The organism is Sphingobacterium sp. SG20118, from assembly GCF_044740685.1.
Classification (GTDB): Bacteria; Bacteroidota; Bacteroidia; order Sphingobacteriales; family Sphingobacteriaceae; genus Sphingobacterium.
On sequence record NZ_CP172826.1, the window covers coordinates 3,231,392 to 3,257,329 of the forward strand.

A 25,938-nucleotide genomic window follows, 5' to 3' on the forward strand; every position below is an offset into this window, starting at 1 on the left:
AACAAAAAACTGAAATGTTAAAAAACCTTAAATCTCTACTCATTTAACAGACATTTTCTTACCGCATATGGGAGAATGCAAAAGGACCAAAAACACTATAAATCAGTTAATTAGACAACTAATATTTATATCAGATTTGTTACAAATAGTAATTGTGTTCAATTTTCATAAAATATTGGGGCATGTCTTTTGTAATTAGGGATTCGTAATATTTTTATTACAAAGGTAAGTTTGTCATTTGTCAACAAGATCAAATGCATTAACACACTAATAATAAAAAAGAATATGGATTATATGGAAGAAGTTTCTCACTCCCTCACTGGAGGCTCAAAAGCAAGTAATGCCTGCTGTATTGAATTCAAATGAGCAGCAATCGAAACAACTAAATAATATTTTGGAACGTAAAACCAATCAATATGGTCTCAAAGAATATAGTATTTGGGCTTTCACCTTTTTGATATTTTCATCATCATTATTCGGCATCTATATGCTCCAGACAGAATTCGAGACACTTCGCTTCGAACGTTTGAATAGCATCGGTGGCACTCTACTCATTGGATTAGGAATTTTCTTGCTTTTATCAAGCATCAGTTTTATCATTTTTTTACTAATCTTACATCTTAAATATAAACCGATTGCTACGGTATCGGATGAAGAATTACCAACTTGTACTATCATTGTACCAGCCTACAACGAAGGACATCTTGTCTACGATACTTTACGTAGTCTTGCCAATAGCGATTACCCGGAACATAAGATCCAACTAATCGCTATCGATGATGGCAGCAAGGATGATACCTTTGCATGGATACAACGAGCTAAGGAAGAGTTGGGTGATCGTGTAGAAATTTATAAACAACCAAAGAATATGGGTAAACGCCATGCCCTCTATCGTGGTTTTAAATTAGGTAAAGGCGATATATTTATTACTGTTGATAGTGATTCGGTAGTAAAAAAAGATACGCTCCGAAATATGGTCTCCCCATTCGTAAAAAAGAAAGAATGTGGTGCAGTCGCTGGAAATGTACGTGTGCTGAATAATAAAAAAGCAATTATACCACGTATGCTCAGCGTTAGTTTTACATTCAGTTTTGAATTTGTACGTTCGGCACAAAGTGTTTTAGGGACTGTCATGTGTACACCAGGGGCTTTATCTGCTTATAGAAAAGATGCGGTGATGAATTGTCTGGAAGATTGGATAAACCAAACTTTTATGAACCAGCCATCGGATATTGGCGAAGATCGCGCCATGACCAATATGATCTTGAAACAAGGTTATCACGTACTGTTTCAATCCAATGCTTTTGTCTATACCGACACACCTGTACGTTACAAAAATCTGTACAAGATGTTTATCCGTTGGGAAAGAAGTAATGTTCGTGAAAATATTATGATGAGTCGTTTTGCATTTACAAACTTCCGTAAAGGTCCAAAATTGGGTACACGTATCTTATTGATTATGCAATGGAAGAAAGTATTGCTTTCTTATCCCCTACTCCTTTTAATGTTGTGGACAATATTCCATTATCCGCTCATGTTTTTGAGTGCTACGTTTGTAGGTATATTGATTTTCTCAAGTATACAAGCATTCTTTTTCGCATCAAAAAACGAAAATAAGAAAGAAGCATTTTGGGCCTATACCTACAGTATATTTTATGCATTCTCTTTATTTTGGATCACGCCATATGCCATCGCAACAGCAGGGCGTAGAGGTTGGTTAACGAGAGGATAATTTTCAAAAAATAAATTCATATTTTACTATAATCAAGAGTGTGATTAAAAGATAAGGCGTGTGAGATGAATATCTCACACGCCTTATCTTTTAATTCCATCGAATAGAAAATTGAACCATCTATATTTCTGCAGAAAAACTTGGCTGCGTATTTGCTTTTTCCTAAAAAAATAAACTTATGTAACCAGATGCTCTTTATAGCGTTAAACCATAGCCATCTCTGGCTCTTCATAAAAATCTTCATTCCACTTTGCCAATTGGCACATAATCGGTATCAAAGCTTTGCCTTTTCCAGTTAATGAATATTCTACCCTGGGCGGTAGTTCCTTGAACTCCTCTCTAAAGATAATACCATCTTCTTCCAATTCTTTCAACGATGTGGTCAATACCTTTCTTGAAATATGCTCAATCATTGCATCTAATTGTCCGAAACGTGCTTTTCGGTCACGCAGGGTATAGATGATAACGGGTTTCCACCTCGTTCCTAAAATCCCCATAGAGCGTTGCATCGCGCATGAGCAACTCTTAAATTCAGTTCGTTTCATGTGAATATTCTTTAATAGTTACTCAAAGGTAACTACTTTATACTATCAATAGTTACAAATGTATACTATTTGAAATATATTTGCAATGTTATACGATTTAAAATAAAAAAAAATGAGCATACAAACACTTTTTAGTCCATTTGAATATAAAAATCTAGTCCTTAAAAATCGCTTTGTCATGGCACCTATGACGCGTGCATTTGCTGTAGATGGTATCCCTGGCGACGACGTAAAAGGCTACTACGAACGTCGTGCTGCGGCAGAAGTTGGACTGATTCTCACAGAAGGTACAGTTATCGATAGACCTTCTTCAAAGAATCTAAAGGACATTCCTAATTTTTATGGTGATCAAGCCTTAAATGGTTGGAAAAATGTGGTGGGTGCTGTTCATAAAAAAGGTGGAAAAATAGCGCCTCAAATATGGCATGTAGGCAATACACCCATGCAATGGACTCCACCTGCACCTTTTGAAAGTCCAGACACCATGACCTTAGCCGATATAGAGCATACAATACAGGCTTTCGCAAATGCTGCAAAAGCAGCAAAAGATTTGGGGTTTGATGCTCTTGAAATCCACGGAGCGCATGGTTATTTAATCGACCAATTCTTTTGGGAGGGTATGAACCACAGGACAGATGAGTTTGGCGGGAAAACGATTAAAGAAAGATCAAAATTTGCAATTGAAGTCGTAAAAGCCATGCGTCAGGCTGTAGGTCCTGACTTCGTTATCATCCTACGTTTGTCGCAGTGGAAACAACAAGATTACACAGCAAAATTGGCAGCAACACCTGTAGCATTAGAGGAGTGGATATCACCTTTGGTAGATGCAGGTGTCGATATTTTTCATGGTAGTCAACGTCGCTATTGGGAACCTGAGTTTCAAGGTAGCGATCTAAATTTTGCTGGCTGGTTGAAAAAGGTTTCGGGACAACCTACCATTACCGTTGGATCGGTAGGTCTTGATAAAGATTTTGGTGATGTATTTACAAATGCTGAATCAAAATCTGCATCTGTACCACTAGATGAATTGATCCGTAGATATGATCGAGGAGATTTTGATTTAGTAGCCGTAGGCAGAGCTATTTTGCAAGATCCAAATTGGGTACAGAAAATTCAAGCAGAAAAATTTGACGAGCTTGCTACTTTCGAAGCAAAAAGTTTAGGTAGTTTATCTTAGCCATTGATTCAACATAATTTTAGTATAGATTTTACTGTAATTATTGATTACAATAAAATCTATACATTTAAGCAATTTTCATGTGACCAATCTGACCTGCTATATCCATGTGCTAATTCTATCAAATTACGCATCACAAAACTATTTTTTACTCCCCTCTCTTTACAAAAAAGTATCTTCCACTCTAGTGTTGGCACAATCAATTTAGATTTCTTTTCTTAAAAAAAACTTACAGCAAGCTATATCGTACGATTAAAAAAGTACGATACGATTTCACGCGTTAAACACATTTCATTGAACTAGTTCTTCTTCAGAATCAATTCTCAAATGATGTCCAATATTATTTTAATAATTGTGATAATTCCCTATATTCACCATCTTTCTATCAAAAAACCAAAATTGCTTATAATCGTATTTTAATTTATGCTCAAAACACAAGTTTCAACAGCTACTTTAACTGGAGGTAGACCACATTACAATGTGCTTGATGGATTGCGAGGAGTAGCGGCTATCATGGTTGTCTGTTTCCACATATTCGAAGCTTTTGCAACCAGCCATGTAGATCAAAGAATCAATCATGGTTATCTAGCTGTCGATTTTTTCTTCATCTTATCTGGGTTTGTCATCGGTTATGCTTATGATGATCGTTGGCGTACAACGACTACAAAAGATTTTATCAAACGTAGGATCGTCAGGTTGCATCCTATGGTCGTGATGGGCGCTGTCATAGGTGGTATTCTGTTTTACTTTCAAGAATCCTCCGTGTGGGACGTATCAAAAGTAACAGTCATGGCGCTGTTTGGTGCTACGCTATTAAATGCATTGCTAATCCCCGCTATTCCCGGGAGCGAAGTCCGTGGCTTAGGTGAAATGTTTCCCCTCAATGGACCCAGCTGGTCCTTATTTTTTGAATATATTGGTAATATTTTATATGCACTATTCATACGTAAATTGTCAACCAAGGCATTAGCTGTACTGGTTTTAATTGCGGGCTGTGGCCTGGCAACATTTGCCATCGTAGGTCCTTATGGAGATATTTGTGCTGGATTTTCACTGACCGCAATCGAATTTACCGCAGGATTTTTACGGTTACTTTTTTCGTTTTCCGCAGGCTTGTTGCTTTCCCGGACTTTCAGACCAGCTCATATAAAGGGATCATTTTGGTGGTGTAGTTTGATTATTGTTACGGTATTGGCTATACCACGTATTGGTGGCGCCGAGCACCTATGGATGAACGGCCTGTATGATACCATTTGTTGTTTAGTGATTTTCCCACTTCTGGTCTATCTGGGAGCTTCTGCAAAAAGCACCAATCAATTTACGACACGAGCATGCAAATTCTTAGGCGATATCTCGTACCCTCTATATACAGTACATTATCCTTTTATCTATCTCTATTATGCGTGGGTGAAAAACAATAAGCTCACTTTCGAAGAATCGTTGCCTGGAGCGGCAGCAGTTGTAATAGGGAGTATTGTCTTGGCCTATATCTGTTTAAAACTATACGATATACCCGTACGTAAATACTTGTCCGACCGATTTTTAAAAGCCAAATAAAGAAATTTAATCTAATACCACAGGCTAGCCAAGCTCCTCGACCTTGCACGGTCAAAAGTTAGTTATCGAGTCAATTGAATGATTCTCCTTCTTTCAGCTACACAATCTGATAGAAATTTTTTATATTTACGTTATTGTGTACCAAACTGTTCGTATTTGTCATCAAGCAAAACTTCTTGAATGAATATAATGGAAGTAAAAAAAATCGAAAATGGTAAATAAAAATAAAACATATTTCGAAGGGTTATACGGACATGATCAAATTGAATTTGCGAAAGGCCTTATCTATGTTTACCCATTTGGCATTATCGGTAAAGAGAATAACAATACGGTAAAATCACACGCTCATAATAATCAATTTCAAATTTTCGTGATTATCGAGGGCGAAACAGACCTACTTTTCAATAATGAAAAACTCCGGATTACCGGTCCCTCGTTCATTACTATACCTAAAAACACCGAACATGGTTTTGAACACCTTTCAGAACTTAAAGGATGGATCATCAGTCTATCTGATAGTGTATTGGAACATATGATCAAGAGAGAAGCTGAGGTTATAGATGCCATTGAAACCTTTCAGACCACCAGTATCGTTTCAGGCGAGTATTCAGAAGAAGTATTTGAAGTTATGCTGAAGTGTATCAAAGAATATCATGAATCAAAACCGGGGCGCTTATTAATGTTGGAATTTCTCGTAGGACAACTAATCGTCCATCTTAGAAGAATACCTCGAACACTACAAAAAGATCTATTAAGCACCGATAATGCATCCATTATTTATTACAGAAGATTCACGCAACTTATTAGAGAAAGCTCTTCTTATAAAAAGACGATTGAAGAATATGCTTCCAATTTAAAGATAACTAGTGGGCATTTAAGTCGTATTTGCAGTACCATAGCGTATAAGTCACCCCGCGAAATGATAATGGATTATTACCTCAGTCAGGCACAGTTATTATTGTCCGATGGAGAAAAATCCATTGCTGACATCTGCTACAGCCTTGGTTTTGAAGACCCCAGCTATTTCTCAAGAATATTTAAGCGAAAAACAGGAATGACACCTAATGAATTTCGAAAAAAAATAGGCACAAAGAACTAAATCTCTGAAATTTAACATAAGCATCAGATTTGTCTTAGTAAAAAAAGAATAATCCTATATCCGTGTATCAATTATAAAGTAAGTTTGCATATACAGTAAGTATGTACTCACATAAGTGACTATGCACTTACTTTTAAAATTAGTATATGCAGCAGATAAAGATAACACATATTGAAACCATAATTGTTGATTTACCAACAATAAGACCTCATCATCTTTCTATGGCTGTAATGAAAAAACAGTCCATGGTCATTATCCGTTTATTCAGCTCTGATGGCATAGAAGGATTAGGTGAGTCCACTACAATTGGAGGTATCTCTTATGCCGATGAGTTTCCAGAAGGAATTAAGCTGGCGATTGACACCTATTTTTCTCCCCTACTCATTGGACAGGACCCGACACGTATCAATGCCCTGATGAAAATACTGGATAAAAACGTCTCAGGTAATAATTTTGCTAAATCCGGAATTGAAACAGCGCTCTTAGATGCCCAAGGAAAACGGCTAAATGTCCCTATATCTACCCTATTTGGAGGTGCAGTAAGCAACACACTTCCTGTCCTATGGACATTAGCTAGTGGCGATACGAACAAAGACATAGCAGAAGCTTTACAACTAATCGCTGAAAAACGTCACCATACCTTTAAATTAAAAATTGGTCGTCAAGACCCTGATATTGACGTCGCTCATGTGGCAGCTATAAAAGCTGCCGTAGGTTCAGATATCAAAATCACCGTCGACGTCAATCAAGCATGGTCTGAATCTGTAGCCAAACGCAGTATTCAAAAATTGCAAGATGCCGGCATTGACTTAATAGAACAACCCTTAGTCAAAACCAACTTTGATGGACTAGCACGTTTAACAGCTTATTTTGAAGTCCCTATTATGGCTGATGAAGCAGTGCAAACGACCCAAGATGCTTTTAAGTTAGCTAAAATACATGGTGCTAGCGTTTTTGCACTTAAAATTGCTAAATCTGGAGGCTTGACCAATATACAAAAACAAGCAGCCATTGCACAAGCATCAGGTATAGCCTTATACGGAGGAAACCATGCTCGAAGGAACGATTGGCTCTCTTGCGACAGCTCATCTATGTGCTACTCTTCCAAATTTAGATTGGGGAACGGAGCTTTTTGGCCCATTATTATTAACAGATGATATCGTCAAAAAGCCAATCGTTTACCAAAACTATTCGTTGGAAATTCCTGAAGGTTCAGGACTAGGAGTCGAATTAGACATGAACAAAATTGAAAAATTTAAAAGAAAATAATTATGGTTTACGTAGTTGAAATGGATGTTAAGATTCCAGAAACTTGGAGTGAGGAAAAAATTTCAGATTATATAACACGCGAGAAAGCCTGTTCACAGGGACATCAGAATTCAGGAAAATGGGTTTATCTCTGGAGAGTAGCTGGCAAATATTCGAACATCAGCGTTTTAGATGTAGAAAGTCCGGATGAACTACACAGCATCATCAGCTCATTGCCTTTATTCCCATATATGACAATTAAAATAACGAGTATTTGCAAACATCCAAATGCCCTAAAAGATACATTAATTTAATAAAAAATATTTAAAAAAATAATCAGATTTCACATGAAAAGAATAGATCAAAAAATTATCGACCAAACCTTAGCATTAATTCAATCTTCGGAAAATGAAAATGCGGGAAATGAAAGAGTAAAAACGATTGTAAACCGTCTACTGAAAGACTTGTTCAATGCAATGGCTGATCTGGATATCACATCTGAAGAGATGTGGAAAGCTTGTGATTGGCTTACTCAAACTGGAAAAAACAATGAATATGGATTGGTATATGCTGGATTAGGCATTGAGAAATTTATAGACGTAATGATGGACTGGGAAGATGAGCAAGCTGGTATCGAAAATATAACTCCACGCACGATTGAAGGCCCTCTATACGTTGCTGGATCACCAGAATCCACCTCTTATGCAGAATTAGAGACCGAAATTGAAGCGGATTCAGAACGTCTTTATATGAGTGGTGTAGTACGTGATGAAAAAGGAAATCCAATCCCAGAGGCAAAAGTTGAAATATGGCACTGCAATTTAAAAGGATTATATTCGCATTTTGACTCTTCACAACCTGAATTTAACTTGCGTCGCGCAATCAATGTGGCTGAAGACGGCAAATATGAATTCAAGTCCTTTGTACCTGTTGGATATGCTTGTCCTCCTAATGGTTCTACAGATACATTAATGCAGTTATTAGGTCGCCATGGAGCTCGCCCTGCGCATATTCACTTTTTCGTAACTGCACCAGGTTTCAGAAAATTAACGACTCAAATCAATATTGATGGTGATCCATTATTGTTCGATGATTTTGCATTTGCAACGCGTCCAGAACTGGTACCTCAAATTGAACGAATTTCTGCTGAAGACGCTACCCAATATGGAAAAACTGAAGCTTTCGCAAAAATTAATTTTGATTTCAATATGGTTCGTGAGATCATTACCGCTGCTCCTGGAGAAAACAACAGAAAAAGAGCTGCTTTAGAATCCTAATAAACTAAAGTATTCTGTCAATTAATGGATTTGAACATTACTTTTAAATCCAGATTTTTCACTTTTTTTTAATACCAAAAATTTGAATTGTTATGGTTCGAAGAAAGTGCTTATTGTCTTAAATTTTAACTTATGAATCGAGTAACTTCCGAATATCTAGATAGTCTAGTAATTCACGATAAAGAAAAGGGCATATACCGTCATAATCGGGAATCCTTCACAAATGAAGAATTGTTTGAATTGGAAATGAAATATATTTTCGAAGGCAATTGGGTATACCTTGCGCACGAATCTCAAATTCCAAATATCAATGATTACTACACCACTACGATAGGAAGGCAATCGATAGTCATTACGAAAGATAAGCAAGGAGATTTACATGCTTTGATCAACTCTTGCACACATAAAGGAGCACAATTATGCCGTTATAAAAAAGGAAATAAAGCCTCATTTACATGCCCATTCCACGGTTGGACATTTAATAATGCTGGTAAGTTATTAAAAGTAAAAGATGGGAAATCTGGAGGCTATCCAGAGCAATTCAGCTGTGAAGGTTCTCATGACCTCGTTAAAGTGGCAAAATTTGAGTCCTATAAAGGATTCCTATTCGGATCGTTGAACGCAGAGGTAGTTTCTTTGGAAGAATATTTAGGCGACTCAAAAATAATCATCGACCAAATTGTAGATCAAGCTCCACAAGGTTTAGAAGTATTAAATGGTTCATCATCCTATATCTACAGTGGAAACTGGAAACTGCAGATGGAAAATGGTGCCGACGGTTATCATGTGTCTTCTGTACACTGGAATTATGTCGCTACCATGGGTAGACGTGACTATGAAAAAGAAGGAACAAAGGCTGTAGATGCCAACAACTGGTCAAAATCTGTTGCTGGTGTATATGGTTTTGACAACGGCCATATTTTATTGTGGACCAACAAATTGAATCCTGAAGTCAGCCCAATATATCAACAAAAGGACCGTCTAATCTCCGAATTTGGCGAAGAGAAAGCTGGTTTCATGGTCAATATGACTCGTAATTTAGGTTTGTATCCAAATGTATTCTTGATGGACCAATTCTCAACACAGATCCGTGTGATTAAACCTATATCCGTCAATGAATCTGAAATTACAATCTATTGCTTCGCTCCCAAAGAAGAGTCTTCAGATGAGCGTGCTATACGTATACGACAATATGAAGATTTTTTCAACGTGACAGGTATGGGAACTCCAGATGATCTAGAAGAATTCCGTTCCTGCCAGATCGCTTACAGTTCTACCGCTTTAAAATACAATGACATGAGCCGCGGTGCTACACATTGGATCTACGGGCAGGATGAGCAAGCTAAAAAAATGGGTATCGAGCCAATCATCTCAGGTATTAAATCCGAAGACGAGGGATTATTTATTACCCAACATGAATTTTGGAAAGATTCACTAAAGGCAGGACTCTCTAAAACTAAACTTGAAGATTAAGAGGATAAATCATGATAAATCACCAAAATATATTAGCTTTTTTATACAAAGAAGCTCGTCATCTAGATGACAAGCAATGGGATGAATGGTTGAAGTGCTATGATAGTGACTGTGTTTTTTGGATGCCCGGTTGGGATGATGAAGACGAGCTTACGCAAGATCCACAAACCGAGATTTCACTCATCTACTACCCCAATAAGGGAGGATTAGAAGATCGAGTATTTCGCATCAAAACAGAGCGTTCATCAGCTTCCATGCCAGAACCTCGCACTTGTCACTATATCACGAACGTCGAAATTATAGAAGAAAATCAAGATGAAGTGAAGATCCGTTTTAACTGGAATACACTATCCTTCCGTTATAAAACTACGGATACTTATTTCGGACTTAGTTTTTATACCCTAAAAAAGAACGATGATTCCTTTTTGATTTCCAATAAAAAGGTCATCATTAAGAACGATTATATCCGTCAAGTTTTAGATATATATCACATTTAAAACAATTATTATGGCAAAAGTTGCATTAAATTTTGAAGACGGCATAACCCGTTTTATTGAAACTGCTGGCTATGAAACGATAGCCGAGGCCTCCTACCGAGTAGGAATCAATATCCCTTTAGACTGTGCAGATGGTGCATGTGGTACCTGCAAATGCTTATCCAGATCTGGAACATTTGATGCTGGAGATTACATTGATGAAGCATTAACGGACGAAGAAGCTGAACTAGGTTACGGATTAGCTTGTCAAATGCGTCCACAATCGGACATGGTAGTCGATATATTAGCCAGTTCAACAGCCTGTAAAGTAGAGGTTACAACTTATGAAACTGAGATTACAGAACTCGTATTCTTGTCTTCAGAAATTGTCCAACTGAAAACCAAGATCAAAGATGGTACCGTCATTACTTTCTTACCAGGACAGTATGCCAACATCCTAGTTTCCTGGTTCATCAGAGACACGCTCCTATTCTTTCTCATCATTGTCAGATACAGATGAAATGGAATTCATCATTCGACTTATTCCCAACACAGGTTTGATGAGCGATTACTTGAGACAGGCAAAAGTTGGGGAAACATTAAGTATTACGGGTCCTTTAGGAAGTTTTTATAGTAGAGATATCACAGCTCCGACATTATTCTTTGCTGGCGGTACAGGCATCGCTCCCTTTATTGCGATGTTAGAGAAACTAAATAAAGAAGTCAATAACACGGTCATAAAATTATTTTATGGCGCGACTACTGCTGAAAACATAGTGGAGCTACAGCGTATTCAAAGCTTTGAAAACCTACAAGTGTTAACCTATCCTTGTGTTTCCAATGAGGTGTCTGACACCTTCGCTTCAGGTTTTGTGACACAATGGGTGAATAAAGAGGAGTTAAAAGAAGATAGTTACGACATCTATATTTGTGGACCAAATGCTATGGTAGAAGCTGTAAAAACTACCCTAGAGCAGCAACAAATTACTTTTAAAAATTTTTATACTGAGAAATTCATTCCAACGGGAACACTTACTGTATAATTTTTTAAGCATATGATTTTTCAAGATAGATTTAAAAATAAAGTTATCATCGTTACTGGTGCTGCCCAAGGTATTGGCAAAGGTGTCGCCGAGCGGGTAGCACAAGAAGGAGCAAAAACGATCTTGGTAGATCGTTCAGAAAAAGTACTCGAGCTGACAAAAAATTTAACTGATAACGGATTTGATGTTATAGCAGTTCAAGCGGATTTGGAAACTTTCCAAGGATTCGAAGAAGTATCTACACAAGCGATCCAAGCTTTTGGAAAAATCGATATTCTGATTAATAATGTAGGTGGCACCATTTGGGCAAAACCGTTCGAACATTATCAAGAAGAAGAAATCATCAAAGAAGTCAACCGCTCGCTGTTTCCTACCTTATGGGGGTGTAGAAGCGTGCTACCGCACATGATAACAAATGGCGGAGGCGTAATAGTCAATGTTTCCTCTGTCGCAACACGTTCCGTAAACCGAGTGCCATATGCTGCTGCTAAAGGTGGTGTAAATGCAATTACTGCTTCTTTAGCATTTGAACAAGCGGCCAATAATATCCGTATAGTCGGAGTTGCTCCCGGTGGCACTGAAGCTCCAGAGCGCCACATACCAAGGAATGAAAACCCGCTATCGGCAAATGAAAAAATATGGTACCAACAGATCGTCGATCAAACCATCTCCTCTTCATTACAAAAAAAATATGGGACTATTGATGATCAGGTTGCTACGATCCTCTTTATGGCTTCGGACGAAGCTAAATATATCACTGGAGTGACCATCCCTGTTGCTGGTGGAGACCTAGGATAATATAAATTAATGATTTAAAATACAAAAATGCCAAATATTCAATTTTCAAACTTCACTTGTCACTATCAGTTTGACAACTTCGGACATGAAAAGACATTGGTCCTTTCCAACTCCCTGGGAACCAACCTCCACATGTGGGAAGATAATATTGATGTATTAAGCCATCACTTTAATATACTGCGGTACGACAAAAGAGGTCATGGGGCCAGTTCGATTCATCAAAACAAGGTTTCAATTGCAGATTTAGGAAATGACGTCATCGAATTATTAGATTATTTAAAATTAGATCATGTTTACTTTTGTGGACTCTCCATAGGTGGTTTAACAGGACAATGGCTAGGTATACATCATCCTGCACGTTTTAATAAAATAATCATCAGCAATACAGCCGCAAAAATCGGAAACGAAGAAGGTTGGAGTACACGCGTAAAACAAGTTACTGAACATGGACTACAAAGTATTTTAACAGGAACAGCTGAACGCTGGTTTCACCGCAACATATCGAGCAAAAGAACCACAAAAAGTGCACGAAATCCTACAAAATTTTGAGTCGAATACCTTACAAGGATATACCGCCTGCTGTTATGCCGTTGCACAAGCTGACTTTAGAGAACAGCTTCATTTGCTTGAAGTACCTACGTTGATTATAGCAGGTACAGCAGATGAGGTAACGACTCTGACTGACGGCAAATTTATGCAAAAACGGATTCCTAATGCAAGCTTAGTGACACTGGACGCGGCTCACTTATCCAATATGGAGCACCCCGAAGAATTTGCGAAGCATATTATACATTTCACACAACATTAAATAAAACAACATGAAATCCATACCACAAATATCCTTACATGAAGCTGCTGCCATGGTAAAAGATAATGATATCTTATTACAAGGTGGTTTCGGGATGACTGGAAATCCGGTACATCTCATGCATGCTTTAGCGGAGACCAATACGAAGAATCTTACCTTCATTGGAAATAACGTAGGTGAGGTAGGAATTGGAGGCGGTCGCCTTTTACGAAACGGTCAATTAAAAAAAATGATCGGTTCATTTTTTACATCAAATCCTGAGGCTGTAAAAGCAGCGCAAGATGGTGTTGTAGCATATGAATTATTACCACAGGGTACTTTAGCCGAAGCAATTCGTGCCGGTGGTGCTGGCATCGGAGGCTTCTTTACCCCCACCTCAGCAGGGACTGCCCTCGCGGAAGGTCGAGAAACAAAGATCTTAAATGATGTAGAACAGGTTTTTATTCCAAGCATACGTGGTAATGTGGCATTTATCCGCGCTTGGAAAGCAGATACAGCAGGAAATCTTCAATACCGAATGACAGAGCAAAACTTCAACAGAGCGATGGCCACTGCCGCAGATTTAGTAATTGCTGAAGTGGAAGAAATTGTAGCCGTAGGAGAAATAGCACCAGAATACATCCATACACCAGGTTCTTTTGTCGATTATCTCGTACAAGCGACCTTAACTTTGGAAGACCTAGGGAGTTCGGCATCCGTATCTTCGAGTCGAAAAGCATCCGAGAGTCGCATGCATATGGCAAAAAGAGCTCTACAAGAACTAAAAAAAGGAGATGTCGTCAATCTAGGTATTGGCATCCCTACCTTAGTTGCAGATCTTATCACTGAAGAAGACGGAATTATTCTACATACTGAAAATGGCATGTTAGGAGTAGGCCCCACTCCCATTGATGGTGGTGGTGCTATGGACTATCCTGTAAATGCAGGAAAAATTCCGGTAACCGCATTAGCAGGAGCATCTTATTTCGATTCAGCCGATTCGTTTGCTATGATTCGAGGAAAACATGTTGACGTTGCCATTATGGGAGGTTTACAAGTCGATGAATCAGCCAATTTAGCAAACTGGGCGGTACCAGGTCAACCCTTATTGGGTGTCGGGGGAGCTATGGATCTCGCATCTGGAGCAAAACGACTCATCATCACGATGATGCATACCGAAAAAAATGGTGACGCTAAAGTTGTTTCTACATGTGATCTACCACTAACAGCACTCAAGGCGGTTGATATGATTATTACGGATAAAGCAGTATTTGAATTTATTGATGGAAATTTAACATTAATTGAACTGATGCCAGGCGCAACTTTAGAAGAAGTACAAGGCTTAACTTCAGCTCAATTCGCCGTTAAGCTATCTTAACATGCATTCCCCGTTTATAGCCTACATTATCCGCTGTATTGCAGGATTTTTAATTGGTTATTTTCTTATTAAAGCATTTCCACAGTTTGAATTGTTTTGGACATTACTATCGATTATTTTAGTCATATCGCCAGATGAAAGGGATGCAAAAAAATTAACGATAGAAAGAAGCAAATCAAATTTTATTGGATCGATTTCGGGGCTTTTAGTTTTTTTTATTCCCCTTGACGATATCTATAAAATAACGATAGGGATTTTAGTCGCCATTAGTATCTGTCGATTTGCCAATTTAATGAATGTTGCACGAAGCGCAATTGTAGCACTACTGATTGTCCTTATGCAACATCAAACAGATAGCTATTGGGCACCTGTAGAACGATTTTTATTTGTCACATTAGGCTGTCTGATTGGACTTTCTGTAACTTTAGTAACATCTTATATTTTCAATTATTTTGATAAAAACTTCAAAAGAACATAAAATGAATAGAGAAGCATATATTATCGATGGAATCCGAACTCCGGTAGGAAGTTTTGGAGGCACATTATCTGCTGTACGCGCAGATGACTTAGCGGCTATACCCATTACTGAATTAGTAAAAAGAAACCCGAATATACCTATTGATGCCATAGACGATGTCATACTAGGTTGTCACAACCAAGCCGGGGAAGATAATAGAAATATTGCCCGTATGGCAGGTTTACTAGCTGGACTACCCGTTACCATACCTGGTGAAACCATCAACAGACTCTGTTCTTCGGGGATGTCTGCAATTGTCCACGCAAATCGTGCGATAAAAGCAGGTGATGGCGATATATTTATCGCTGGAGGAGTAGAACATATGACTCGTGGCCCTTTGGTGATTTCCAAAGCATCAAAGGCATTTGGAATGGATTCGAAAATGGAGGATTCTTCATTTGGATGGCGATTTGTAAATCCTAAGATGAAAAAAATGTATGGCACGGATCCAATGGGAATGACAGCTGAAAACATAGTAGACTTGTATCATATCTCTCGTGAAGATCAAGATAAATTTGCGCTAACTTCACAGTTAAAAGCAGCAGCAGCAATAGCAAATGGTAGACTAGCACAAGAGATTATTCCCGTCACTATTCCTCAAAAAAAAGGGGATCCACTTGTTTTTACCAATGATGAATTTGTACGGTCAAACTCCACTATTGAAGCCTTATCAAAATTAAAACCAGCATTCAAAGAAGCGGGCACTGTAACCGCAGGAAATGCGTCGGGACTCAACGATGGAGCTGCTGCAATTTATATTGCATCTGGAGAAGCTGTCGAAAAATACAATTTAAAACCCATAGCCCGTATCGTAGCATCAGCAGTTGTCGGGGTTGAGCCTCGTATCATGGGCATTGGACCTGTTACAGCCAGTCAGAAAGCCTTAAAAAAGGCAAACTTAACATTGGACCAAATGGATGTAATAGAGTTTAATGAGGCTTTTGCCGCACAAGTATTAGCCTGTAGCCGTGCTTTAGGCTTAGCTGATGATGATGCAAGAGTTAATCCTAATGGTGGAGCAATAGCTATAGGTCACCCTTTGGGCATGTCAGGGACGCGTATCACCTACACTGCCGCCCTAGAGTTGCAAAAAACTGGAGGAAAATATGCTTTAGCAACAATGTGTGTGGGTGTAGGTCAAGGATATGCGATTATTATAGAAAGAGTTTAATTATTTGATAAAAACAGGATATTAGATAAACCTTAATTTTTCAATACCAAACCCGCAAATGCGATGATGCACGAAGAACTAATATTTCACACTATTCGGGCACAAATTCATTGTATTTAACCACATCAGCTCCTGTAATAGGAATCAACTTTAGAGTACTATAAATTTTTAAATAAAATATATTGAAAAACTCCAAAGCCTGATTGATTACAGGAGCTTTAAAAGTAAATGCTAAATTTCATTGTAGAAAGAGATTCCATAATACAGGATATTTCACTGATAAGATCGATAACCTATCCACTTCGCATCTCTTCCAATTGTTCAAGAATTATACCGTATACACCAACCAAAACATATGGAGACATTTTAAAATCAAATGATTACTCAAGGCAAAAGAGCTCTACACAAAGCTACCTACCATGAAAAGACAGGAATTGTTATTGTGGCTTCAGTGGAATGCGCAGCAAGGTATGTATACCGATTATGTTTTAAGGAAAGGGCAGCCGCCATTGACCAGACATGAAACACTTGCACACGTGTTTCATGCTATGATGCGTGACGTGGAAGAACGGGATGGATATAGAGAGCTAGGCTAGACATTTAAAACAATAAGGGAAGATGAAGCGTTATAAAATAGGTATCACGAATTTTACTATATAGAGAGACAAATGTAGGTATGTCTTGTAAAATTCGATTTTACAGTTTTCAATAAAACCAATGAATATGTTAAAAAAGATGTTATTATGTTTTCTATTTATCCATTTATTGTTCTTTACCATGAAAGCACAAGATAATCTTCCTATAAGCCCTAGTTTGGAAGTTGCAGCTTCTTTTGGAGCGTATAGAGCTATTGGTGTAAGTGTCACTTCTACAAATCGATTGTTTGTCGCTTTTCCTAAACAAAACGAAGACTATCAATATGGGCTGACCGAGATTGTGAACGAAAAACGTATTCCCTACCCCGACACCACATGGAATCATCAGGGGGATGAGGCTTCACACTTTGTAAGTGTACAAGATCTGTTTATAGATGCACAGGATAATCTATGGGTGTTAGACTCCAAACCATCTTCATCGGGTTCCATTTTTGGTGATTCGGACAAGCCTGCAGATGGACAATTTAAGCTGTTAAAAATTAATACTAAAACCAATCTAGTAGAACGTATTTATACATTTGATGATCTTGATAAAACCAAATCTGGCCTCAACGATGTACGAATCGATGTAGAGAAAAAACTGGCCTATCTTTCTGACCCCGGACAGGCTGCGATTATCGTATTAGATTTAGAAACCGGGAGACACAGAAAGACATTGGAAAACACTTCGTTTACACTGGCGGATTCTACTATCGTACTTCAATATAAAGGAACAGAAATGCGCAACAAGGAAGGAAAACCATTCCTCTCGAACGTAAATGGCATTGCATTGACACAAGATTTTAAGTACTTGTATTTTAAACCCATTAACAAGAACAATTTGTACCGCATTGAAACGAAATATTTAGCTGATACTACTTTGAGTCCAGCAACATTGGAATCAAAAGTACAAGATATGGGCGATGTAGGTATCACACACGGTTTAATTGCTGATGCTCATGGAAATATTTACTTAACAACCTCTTTGGATTACAGCATTAAATATTTAAGCCCTGATGGGAAATTACATACGCTCGTGCAAGACCCACGATTGCTATGGCCTGATTCACTTGGTATAGGCACCGACGGTTATCTGTATTTTTCATGTGCGCAATTATTCAAAGATCCTAAGTGGAACAACGGAGTCAATCGCGTACAATTGCCCTATAGTATATTCAAAGTCAAACTACCTCAACCATAAATGTACCGTACCATTTCTCTGACCGAAAATGAACTATTTTCCAAAATAGAGTATATGATAAAACCCGTCCGGTATTACAATAAACTACAATAATCAAACATGCTGATTTTGCTACTTCCCGCTTAAATCTTACAATTCTTTCCCATCAAAGTGCAATACTCTAGCCGTTATTTGTTCCCAATTTTGTATCGTAAAATAAAAGATACAAATTATGGCAACGAATAAAAAGAAACCAATATACCTTCCCTTAGAAGATGTAGATAGCGAGCACTGTGCACTAATCGTCGATAAAGGCCTTGCACAGGTTAAGGGAATTGATACCCACAAAATAGAACTGAACAACCATCGCGCAAAGATTACAGTTAACGAAACCGAGACCCTATCTGCAGCTATTAAAGCCATTCAAGGCCTAGGTTACGGTGTCACTACCATAAAACAATCTTTTCCTGTACTGAACATGACCTGTGCGTCCTGTGCTATCAGTACAGAAAGCGGTGTCAAATATGCTGAAGGAGTAGTCAACGCTTCCGTTAATTTTGCAACTGCAAGGCTATCGGTAGAATACCTACCCAATATGACAGACCCCTTAGCACTACAAAAAGCAGTTCAGTCTATCGGATTCGATCTACTCCTAGAAGATGAATCCAAAGAACAGGAAACTTTAGAAGGAATCCACGAAAAAAAGTTCCGTACACTAAAGCTTAAAACTATTTGGGCAGTCTTACTTGCTCTACCTGTGGTCATTATTGGTATGTTCTTTATGGATATGCCTTATGGCAACGAAATCATGTGGTTTTTCACTACACCAGTCGTTCTATGGTTGGGTAAAGACTTTTTTATCAATGCATGGAAACAGGCAAAGCACCGCTCAGCTAACATGGATACCCTTGTTGCGCTAAGTACGGGGATTGCCTATATTTTCAGTGTATTCAATATGGTTGCTCCAGATTTTTGGAACAATAGAGGTTTAGAAGCACACGTTTATTTTGAAGCAGCAGCAGTCATCATCGCTTTTATCCTCCTTGGAAAATTGCTAGAAGAAAAAGCTAAAGGTAACACCTCTTCGGCTATTAAAAAGTTAATGGGACTTCAACCCAAAACGGTCACCATCATACAATCCGATGGTACTGAAAAACGAACACCTATCGAAGAAGTAAACGCTGGCGATGTGATAGTGGTCAAACCGGGCGAGAAAATTGCTGTAGACGGCATCGTAAAATCAGGCAACTCTTATGTGGATGAAAGCATGCTAAGTGGTGAACCTATTCCTGTATTGAAAACCGAAAAAGAAAAGGTATTTGCGGGTACCATCAACCAAAAAGGAAGTTTTCAATTTACTGCAAAAAAGGTAGGTAAAGAAACCATGTTAGCCCAAATCATCAAAATGGTGCAAGATGCTCAAGGTAGCAAAGCACCTGTGCAAAAGCTAGTGGACAAGATTGCAGGCATATTCGTGCCGGTGGTTATCAGTATTGCTATTGTCACCTTTACGCTATGGGTAATCTTAGGTGGTGAGAGCGGCGTGGTTTCAAGGTCTCTTAGCGGCAGTCACAGTACTGGTTATCGCTTGCCCCTGTGCTTTGGGACTAGCTACTCCTACTGCTATTATGGTCGGTGTGGGTAAAGGAGCCGAGAATGGTATTTTAATCAAAGATGCTGAAAGCCTTGAGTTAGCTAAAAAAGTAAGCGCCATCGTATTGGATAAAACCGGAACGATTACAGAAGGCCGGCCGCAGGTTACAGATATAAAATGGGTACAAGAGGATGATACTACAAAACAAATTCTTTTGAGTTTAGAAAAACATTCGGAACACCCATTAGCAGAGGCCGTGGTTAAACATCTAAAAGATACAACTGCTATAACGCTAAACAATTTTGAAAGCATCACTGGCAAAGGAGCAAAAGCAGCATACAATAATGTCACATACCTTGTGGGCAATGCCAAATTATTAGCAGAAAATAAGATATCCATAGCAAATGAGCTGCAACTTCACGCGGATAAGTGGAGTGAGCAATCTAAAACTGTTATCTGGTTTGCAGACAATACCCACGCTTTAGCTGCATTGGCTATTTCAGATAAGATCAAAGAAACCTCAATAGCAGCTATTAAGCAATTGCAGAAGATGGGTATCGAACTTTATATGCTCACAGGAGACAATGAGGCTACAGCAAAAGCCATTGCACAACAGACAGGTATAACCAACTACAAAGCAGAAGTTCTACCACAGCACAAGGCAGATTTTGTGAAAAAATTACAGCAACAAGGTAAAGTAGTAGCAATGGTCGGTGATGGCATTAATGACAGCACTGCACTGGCAACAGCAGATGTGAGTATCGCGATGGGTAAAGGAAGTGATATTGCAATGGATGTGGCCAAGATGACCATTATTTCATCCGATCTATCAAAAATATCTCAGGCGATTCGTCTTTCTAAACATACAGTAGCGACCATCAAACAAAACCTATTCTGGGCATTTATCTATAATCTTATCGGTATTCCTATCGCCGCAGGAATCCTTTTTCCAATCAATGGTTTTTTGCTCAACCCGATGATTGCTGGAGCAGCAATGGCATTGAGCAGTGTAAGTGTAGTCAGTAATAGCTTACGCTTAAAATGGAAAAAATAATACTGCAAGCAACTAAAATACGATAGCGAAAAATGAAATTATTGATAAAAGGAATGGTATGCAACAGGTGTATTTACATGCTCACTGAAGAATTTCAAAAACTTGGGATGGAGATAGCAGCAATACGTCTGGGCGAGGTCATTTTAAAAAACACAGGTAATATCGTCATGGAAGAACAAGTAATCCGAAACATGCTCAACAAAAACGGATTTGATCTGCTATATGACAAACATCAAAAGACCGTCGATCAGATTAAAGATGCAGTTGAAAAAGGTATACAGGAACAACTGCATACAGGAGAGTCTGTTAAGTTCTCGACATGGATCAGCAACGAGCTGCACAGAGACTATAGTTCGTTGAGTGCTCTTTTTTCAAGCTCCGAGGGTTGCACACTAGAAAGATTCATCATCTCAAGGAAGATTGAAAAAGTAAAGGACTTATTGTCCAATACAGATCAATCCTTATCAGAAACTGCTAATATGCTAGGATACAGCAGTCCAGCCCATCTCTCCAATCAATTGAAAAAACACACTGGATTCACTTCTTCCTACTATAAACGAATGCGACACAATAAAACTCCGCATATTGAGAACCAAATAATAGCGGATAATCGGTCATAAGTATTTGTATGGGTTAATAGTATTGTCTTAAATATTACAAAACAAATAGGAAATAACGTAAAATTCAACAGCCTATGTTTACCCATCTTTGTATTATCAATAAATAATAAAATTAAAATAACATGGAAAGCAATAATCAAAATTTTCAATTCAAAACAAATATTAATTGTAGTGGCTGCGTTACGAAAGTAACGCCCTTTCTTAACGATAACAAAGGCATTGCACATTGGGAGGTCGACACGACAAAAAAAGACAAAGTACTGACCATTAAAACTGATGGGATGACCGAAAAGGAGGTTATCGAAATTGTCCAGCATGCAGGTTTTACAATTGAGCCTTTAAATGCTTAAGCAAATTAGCTTGTCACAATTCTTCTAGACAGAAGAACAGCGGGTGTTATTGCAGCAACCTATCCCTATGCCTGCAATAACACCCAATGTAAATCTTTAGCTATAGTGTACCGCTCATACCCCATTCCCTACTTCCGAAAAGCTGTTGCGTGATGCAATTATTTCAACTTTAACCTCTTGATGATTTTAAGCAAATAAGGTCGATTCTTTGTCGCTTTCACCCACTGCGGAAGTCGACTGCTCATACTATTATTTTTATAAGGCAGCCCATTTCGATTCCGTTTCATATCGCTTATATAGTATTCAATGGCATTAAGATGCTCCAAATTATAAGCGCATAATATTCCATACATCGTATCTACCCTATACCAAACATCAAAACCAAAAAAAGGATCACAAGACGTATTGAGCATCAACACTCTAGCTTGAATATCTTGTTTCCTACTTTTTGCATCCAACGTGAATTTAGGGATGTTACTAAATTCCAAGGCAAAGCCGCAGGTAACGCACGAAAAACGAACTTCAGATTCGTATTCCACTATATTACGAAATGGTTTCCCGCCCAAAACCACCGCTTTATCCTTGCACTTTGGACAAATGACCTGAATCAAAGTCATAAAGTCTTCATTCTTTAAGAGATATGGATTTGGTAACTGCATGTGCAATTATAAGTTGTTACACAAAGTAATGACATAAATAGGTATCAAAACATACCCAATACTAGGTATTTTAGCTACTCTTAACGAGTTAAACACTCAACCTGTTAAAGACCTAACCTTCCATCAAAAACTTAACATGAATTTAATAAATTGTACACAATAACTTCGTAGCTTTAGGAAAGCAAATTAATGTTCACTGTGGTTTAAAACATTTGAATTATGAAAACGATCACTCATTTCTTCCATAAAATAGTTTTCCGTCTATTTCTTGGCCAATTTAGTTCGTTCTACTCACCTTTTAAATTCCACAAAAGTTAAAAAAAATGTCTTACCCATCATACCATAACCATCAGGATAAATGCTTTTAAAAAAGGAAGCCTTTGGCAAAGATTTTATCTGGGGAGTATCTACTGCAGCTTATCAAATTGAAGGCGCTCATGACTTTGATGGTAAAGGACCTTCAATTTGGGATATCTTCGTAAAGAAAAAAAACAAGATATTTCAAAGTCATCATGGAGATATCGCTTGTGATTTTTACAACCGTTATACGCAAGATCTATACTTGATGCATCGTTTAAACATTCGGCACTTTAGATTTTCACTTTCCTGGAGCCGCATCCTTCCAAATGGTATAGGTGAAGTCAACCAATCGGGAATCGATTTTTACAATCGACTTATCGACCTTTCTCTAGAATTGGGCATCACACCTTGGATAACGCTATACCACTGGGACCTCCCCCTTGCACTTGATAAAAAGGGAGGCTGGCTAAATCGGGATATCAAAGATTGGTTTACCGAATATGTTGCTGTCTGTGTCAAACACTTCGGTGACCGGGTAAAGCATTGGATGGTCTTGAATGAGCCAACGGTATTCAGTGCTGCAGGTTATTTCTTCGGAGTACATGCTCCAGGGAAGAAGGGGCTGGATTACTTTTTAGCCGCAGCACACCACGCAGCACTTGCACAAGCAGCTGGCGCAAGAGTGATTAAAGCTTTACAACCGGACAGCACGGTAGGCACAACCTTCTCTTGTTCGCATATAGAACCCTACACAGACCGAGAAAAAGATATCCTTGCGGCTAAAAAAGCAGATGTATTACTCAACCGGTTACTATTGGAAACCTTTGTTGGGAATGGGTTATCCAACTCGTGAAATCAAGGTCCTGAAAAGAATCGAGCAATATATGAAGGCCAATGATGAAAATGACCTCAAATTTAATATGGATTTTATCGGTGTCCAAAATTATACACGCGAGATTATTAAGCATTCCTTATTTGTCCCGTACCTAAGAGCAAAAATAGTAAATGCAAAGGACCGTAAAGTAGAAATGACTGCAATGAACTGGGAAGTATACCCAGAATCGATGTACCATATTTTGAAAAAATTCAACTCCTACCCCAACATGCCACCCCTGATCATTACCGAAAATGGTGCCGCCTTTCCAGATAAAGTTGAAAACAACGTCGTTCATGACACTAAAAGATTGCAGTATTTACAAGCTACCATCGGGCAAGTTCTCCGGGCCAAGCAAGAGGGCATTCCGGTGAAAGGCTACTTTGTATGGACTTTTCTAGATAACTTCGAATGGGCAGAGGGATATCAACCCAGATTCGGCTTGGTGCATGTGGACTTTCAGACGCAACAGCGCATTGTCAAATCGTCGGGACAATGGTACGCAAATTTCCTCGAGTAATCAGAGTCAATACTCCTAGCTAACAAACCTGCGTTTCACATAACACCCTAAACATCATCTTCAGGGAGTCGTATCCTACGCGACTTATTTATTGTGTAACGATATTCGATTTATTACTGCAATTATAGTATCTTGAGCGAAATTATATATACCAGCGATACTTTATGAAGAAAATTTATCCCAAATTATTATTTATTTTATTCACTTTTCTATTTATCAATCAAGCCTTGGCGCAAGAAAACGATTTTTCAATAGGTTTGCACTCAGAGATACAATTCGAATCACCTAGCTACACCACATACTATGGCCTGCAAGGAAAATATGATTTAACGAAACGCCAAGCCATACAAGCACAAATAGGTTTGGCTACAGAACAGATCGGTTATGTGGGAGTAGATTATCTTTATACTCTATTTCCTTTAAAAAACCTTCCAAGTATTTTTATAGGAGGTGGATTAGGTTATGAAAAGATTAGAAACACAGATATCGACGACCTTATCTTTAATGGACAAGTCGGTTTCCAGTTTGATATCAAACGGTTTTCCCCTTACGTAGGTTACAAAGCTAAATTTTATTTTGAAGCAGAAGGCATCGACCCCAGTTACATGACATTAGGTATCCGTTATCGGCTGTAACATCTTCACGAACACCTGTCAAATCAGCTAGCGTACACCACCTTCTATCACATAGGCCGACAAGGTATTTAGGTTAGCAATAGCTGCCCCCATGGTATTGTTAAAATAAACAAAAACATCTTTACCATCAGAGAGCCATTCCTTTATATATGCGCTATATTCTTGTAGAAAAGCATCGTCATAACTCCCTCGGTAATCACCCCCAGGACCGTGAAAACGGAGATAAATAAAATTTGCACCGGTATGCTGGAGGTTGATTCCCTTATTATTCTTATCATGCAATACCATGGCAACACGGTAATCATCCAGCAGTTGCATGGTTTCTGCTCGATACCATGATGGATGCCGAAACTCCACACAGATTCTCCAGCCTTTGCTCTGCGGCAGACCGACGATCGTCTCCAGCAGCCGATTCAAAGGCAATAACGCATCAAAATGTGCCGATGGGGGCAATTGAATCAATAAGCATCCTTTCTTTTCTCCAACAGCAGCGATAGCTTCCATAAACCGCGCGACATCCGCCGCTTCAAAGGCCAACCCCTTGGCATGAGTAATCCCTTTCCACAATTTAAAGGTGAAAAGAAAACCATCGGTCACTTCGTGCGACCACCGTAGCATGGTTACTGCACGCGGTATATGATAAAAAGAACTATTGATCTCTACCGAATTGAACAAGAGGCTACAAACCGCTAACCTACTTTTATCCTGTAATTTTTCGGGATAATAACTCTTGTTCTTATATGGCAAAAGAATACCACTTGTGCCAGCATAATAAACAGATTCCATAACTATACAACAATTCTCATGGCTATATGTTACACAAAGAACAGATAGCATTAACTGAATCGCTTGTCGAAAAATCAATCAGATCTACCTCCTCAATGGCAATACTAACATAAAAAAGAGAGGTTTTCACCTCTCTTTTTTTATAAACAAACCTAAATACGCTATTTTATTTCATGAGCTACATGCTATAATACTGTTCCCAACCTCGCGTTGGCGGAGGGCCTGCCAATAAAGCATTGGCAAATATATTGTTCACGATTTCTTTCTTCTCCGGATCAAATATAAGTTTCGCATTCAACCGTTGCGCGATAACTCCCAAACAAAACACTTGGCTTAATGGACCCGCTATTTCAAATGGAGATCTAGTTTTTTCTTCACCCTTGCAGGCTTTTAGAAAATTAGCAAAATGGTTGGATGGAGATACGGGTACTACTGGCAACTTAGACTCCATAT

Annotated in this window: 27 protein-coding genes and 2 pseudogenes; 25 read left to right on the top strand and 4 right to left on the bottom strand. The window is 38.5% G+C overall.

What is annotated here, in order from left to right:
- Window positions 1-340: 340 nt before the first annotated feature.
- Window positions 341-1,732 carry a glycosyltransferase family 2 protein gene (locus ACFX5U_RS14980; protein ID WP_081918499.1) on the top strand — a complete coding sequence of 464 codons (1,392 nt, stop codon included), beginning with the start codon at window positions 341-343 and terminating at the stop codon, window positions 1,730-1,732.
- 203 nt (window positions 1,733-1,935) lie between these two features.
- Here ACFX5U_RS14980 and ACFX5U_RS14985 read toward each other — a convergent pair whose 3' ends face one another.
- A complete protein-coding gene (locus ACFX5U_RS14985; RefSeq protein ID WP_038699652.1) occupies window positions 1,936-2,277 on the bottom strand; it encodes a helix-turn-helix domain-containing protein in 342 nt (113 codons plus the stop codon).
- 112 nt (window positions 2,278-2,389) lie between these two features.
- Here ACFX5U_RS14985 and ACFX5U_RS14990 point away from each other — a divergent pair, with 112 nt between their 5' ends.
- The 22 genes and pseudogenes from ACFX5U_RS14990 to ACFX5U_RS15095 all read left to right on the top strand — a co-directional run bounded on the left by ACFX5U_RS14990 (window position 2,390) and on the right by ACFX5U_RS15095 (window position 21,711).
- Window positions 2,390-3,454 carry an NADH:flavin oxidoreductase gene (locus ACFX5U_RS14990; RefSeq protein ID WP_400261237.1) on the top strand — a complete coding sequence of 355 codons (1,065 nt, stop codon included), beginning with the start codon at window positions 2,390-2,392 and terminating at the stop codon, window positions 3,452-3,454.
- Between the two features lie 423 nt (window positions 3,455-3,877).
- A complete protein-coding gene (locus tag ACFX5U_RS14995) occupies window positions 3,878-5,011 on the top strand; it encodes an acyltransferase family protein (RefSeq protein WP_400261238.1) in 1,134 nt (377 codons plus the stop codon).
- A 211-nt stretch (window positions 5,012-5,222) separates the two neighbouring features.
- Window positions 5,223-6,110: a helix-turn-helix domain-containing protein gene (locus ACFX5U_RS15000; protein WP_400261239.1), complete on the top strand. Its 888-nt coding sequence runs from the start codon at window positions 5,223-5,225 to the stop codon at window positions 6,108-6,110.
- Window positions 6,111-6,256: 146 nt separating this feature from the next.
- Entirely contained in the window at window positions 6,257-7,267 is a 1,011-nt protein-coding gene (locus ACFX5U_RS15005; protein ID WP_400261240.1) for a muconate/chloromuconate family cycloisomerase, read from the top strand.
- Window positions 7,161-7,379, top strand: a complete 219-nt coding sequence (locus ACFX5U_RS15010) for an enolase C-terminal domain-like protein (RefSeq protein ID WP_400261241.1) — start codon at window positions 7,161-7,163, stop codon at window positions 7,377-7,379. The genes ACFX5U_RS15005 and ACFX5U_RS15010 overlap by 107 nt, the downstream gene beginning before the upstream one ends.
- 2 nt (window positions 7,380-7,381) lie before the next feature.
- Window positions 7,382-7,672, top strand: coding sequence for a muconolactone Delta-isomerase family protein (locus ACFX5U_RS15015; RefSeq protein WP_038699662.1), 291 nt, complete (start codon window positions 7,382-7,384; stop codon window positions 7,670-7,672).
- A 33-nt stretch (window positions 7,673-7,705) separates the two neighbouring features.
- Window positions 7,706-8,635 (top strand): dioxygenase, encoded by a 930-nt coding sequence (locus tag ACFX5U_RS15020; RefSeq protein WP_038699664.1) that lies wholly within the window; start codon window positions 7,706-7,708, stop codon window positions 8,633-8,635.
- Between the two features lie 132 nt (window positions 8,636-8,767).
- Window positions 8,768-10,108: a Rieske 2Fe-2S domain-containing protein gene (locus tag ACFX5U_RS15025; protein ID WP_280566293.1), complete on the top strand. Its 1,341-nt coding sequence runs from the start codon at window positions 8,768-8,770 to the stop codon at window positions 10,106-10,108.
- Window positions 10,109-10,119: 11 nt separating this feature from the next.
- Entirely contained in the window at window positions 10,120-10,605 is a 486-nt protein-coding gene (gene benB / locus ACFX5U_RS15030; protein ID WP_280566292.1) for a benzoate 1,2-dioxygenase small subunit, read from the top strand.
- 10 nt (window positions 10,606-10,615) lie between these two features.
- Window positions 10,616-11,104 carry a 2Fe-2S iron-sulfur cluster-binding protein gene (locus ACFX5U_RS15035; protein WP_400261242.1) on the top strand — a complete coding sequence of 163 codons (489 nt, stop codon included), beginning with the start codon at window positions 10,616-10,618 and terminating at the stop codon, window positions 11,102-11,104.
- A 1-nt stretch (window position 11,105) separates the two neighbouring features.
- Entirely contained in the window at window positions 11,106-11,627 is a 522-nt protein-coding gene (locus ACFX5U_RS15040) for an FAD-binding oxidoreductase (protein WP_400261243.1), read from the top strand.
- Window positions 11,628-11,639: 12 nt separating this feature from the next.
- Window positions 11,640-12,425, top strand: coding sequence for a 1,6-dihydroxycyclohexa-2,4-diene-1-carboxylate dehydrogenase (locus ACFX5U_RS15045; protein ID WP_038699672.1), 786 nt, complete (start codon window positions 11,640-11,642; stop codon window positions 12,423-12,425).
- A gap of 27 nt (window positions 12,426-12,452) precedes the next feature.
- On the top strand, window positions 12,453-12,974 hold the full coding sequence (locus ACFX5U_RS15050; protein ID WP_400261244.1) for an alpha/beta fold hydrolase: 522 nt from the start codon (window positions 12,453-12,455) through the stop codon (window positions 12,972-12,974).
- Window positions 12,949-13,233 (top strand): hypothetical protein, encoded by a 285-nt coding sequence (locus ACFX5U_RS15055; RefSeq protein ID WP_400261245.1) that lies wholly within the window; start codon window positions 12,949-12,951, stop codon window positions 13,231-13,233. The genes ACFX5U_RS15050 and ACFX5U_RS15055 overlap by 26 nt, the downstream gene beginning before the upstream one ends.
- Window positions 13,234-13,243: 10 nt before the next feature.
- Window positions 13,244-14,590 (top strand): 3-oxoacid CoA-transferase, encoded by a 1,347-nt coding sequence (locus ACFX5U_RS15060; RefSeq protein WP_400261246.1) that lies wholly within the window; start codon window positions 13,244-13,246, stop codon window positions 14,588-14,590.
- A gap of 1 nt (window position 14,591) precedes the next feature.
- A complete protein-coding gene (locus ACFX5U_RS15065; RefSeq protein WP_051959971.1) occupies window positions 14,592-15,068 on the top strand; it encodes an FUSC family protein in 477 nt (158 codons plus the stop codon).
- Window position 15,069: 1 nt separating this feature from the next.
- On the top strand, window positions 15,070-16,278 hold the full coding sequence (pcaF, locus tag ACFX5U_RS15070; RefSeq protein WP_038699676.1) for a 3-oxoadipyl-CoA thiolase: 1,209 nt from the start codon (window positions 15,070-15,072) through the stop codon (window positions 16,276-16,278).
- A gap of 419 nt (window positions 16,279-16,697) precedes the next feature.
- Window positions 16,698-16,874 (top strand): hypothetical protein, encoded by a 177-nt coding sequence (locus tag ACFX5U_RS15075; protein WP_158500302.1) that lies wholly within the window; start codon window positions 16,698-16,700, stop codon window positions 16,872-16,874.
- A gap of 127 nt (window positions 16,875-17,001) precedes the next feature.
- Window positions 17,002-18,114 carry an L-dopachrome tautomerase-related protein gene (locus ACFX5U_RS15080; protein ID WP_400261247.1) on the top strand — a complete coding sequence of 371 codons (1,113 nt, stop codon included), beginning with the start codon at window positions 17,002-17,004 and terminating at the stop codon, window positions 18,112-18,114.
- Between the two features lie 211 nt (window positions 18,115-18,325).
- Window positions 18,326-20,741 (top strand): annotated as a pseudogene (locus ACFX5U_RS15085) (heavy metal translocating P-type ATPase).
- Between the two features lie 32 nt (window positions 20,742-20,773).
- On the top strand, window positions 20,774-21,361 hold the full coding sequence (locus tag ACFX5U_RS15090; protein WP_400261248.1) for a helix-turn-helix domain-containing protein: 588 nt from the start codon (window positions 20,774-20,776) through the stop codon (window positions 21,359-21,361).
- Window positions 21,362-21,483: 122 nt separating this feature from the next.
- Window positions 21,484-21,711: a heavy-metal-associated domain-containing protein gene (locus tag ACFX5U_RS15095; RefSeq protein ID WP_038699684.1), complete on the top strand. Its 228-nt coding sequence runs from the start codon at window positions 21,484-21,486 to the stop codon at window positions 21,709-21,711.
- A gap of 158 nt (window positions 21,712-21,869) precedes the next feature.
- Here ACFX5U_RS15095 and ACFX5U_RS15100 read toward each other — a convergent pair whose 3' ends face one another.
- Window positions 21,870-22,370, bottom strand: coding sequence for a hypothetical protein (locus ACFX5U_RS15100; RefSeq protein WP_400261249.1), 501 nt, complete (start codon window positions 22,368-22,370; stop codon window positions 21,870-21,872).
- Window positions 22,371-22,728: 358 nt separating this feature from the next.
- Between ACFX5U_RS15100 and ACFX5U_RS15105 the strand changes: the two are divergent.
- Window positions 22,729-24,064: pseudogene (locus ACFX5U_RS15105) on the top strand (GH1 family beta-glucosidase).
- A 164-nt stretch (window positions 24,065-24,228) separates the two neighbouring features.
- Window positions 24,229-24,699, top strand: a complete 471-nt coding sequence (locus ACFX5U_RS15110) for a hypothetical protein (RefSeq protein ID WP_400261250.1) — start codon at window positions 24,229-24,231, stop codon at window positions 24,697-24,699.
- A gap of 27 nt (window positions 24,700-24,726) precedes the next feature.
- Here ACFX5U_RS15110 and ACFX5U_RS15115 read toward each other — a convergent pair whose 3' ends face one another.
- Window positions 24,727-25,485, bottom strand: a complete 759-nt coding sequence (locus ACFX5U_RS15115) for a DUF72 domain-containing protein (protein WP_400261251.1) — start codon at window positions 25,483-25,485, stop codon at window positions 24,727-24,729.
- Between the two features lie 178 nt (window positions 25,486-25,663).
- Window positions 25,664-25,936, bottom strand: coding sequence for a hypothetical protein (locus ACFX5U_RS15120; RefSeq protein ID WP_400261252.1), 273 nt, complete (start codon window positions 25,934-25,936; stop codon window positions 25,664-25,666).
- Between the last annotated feature and the right edge of the window lie 2 nt (window positions 25,937-25,938).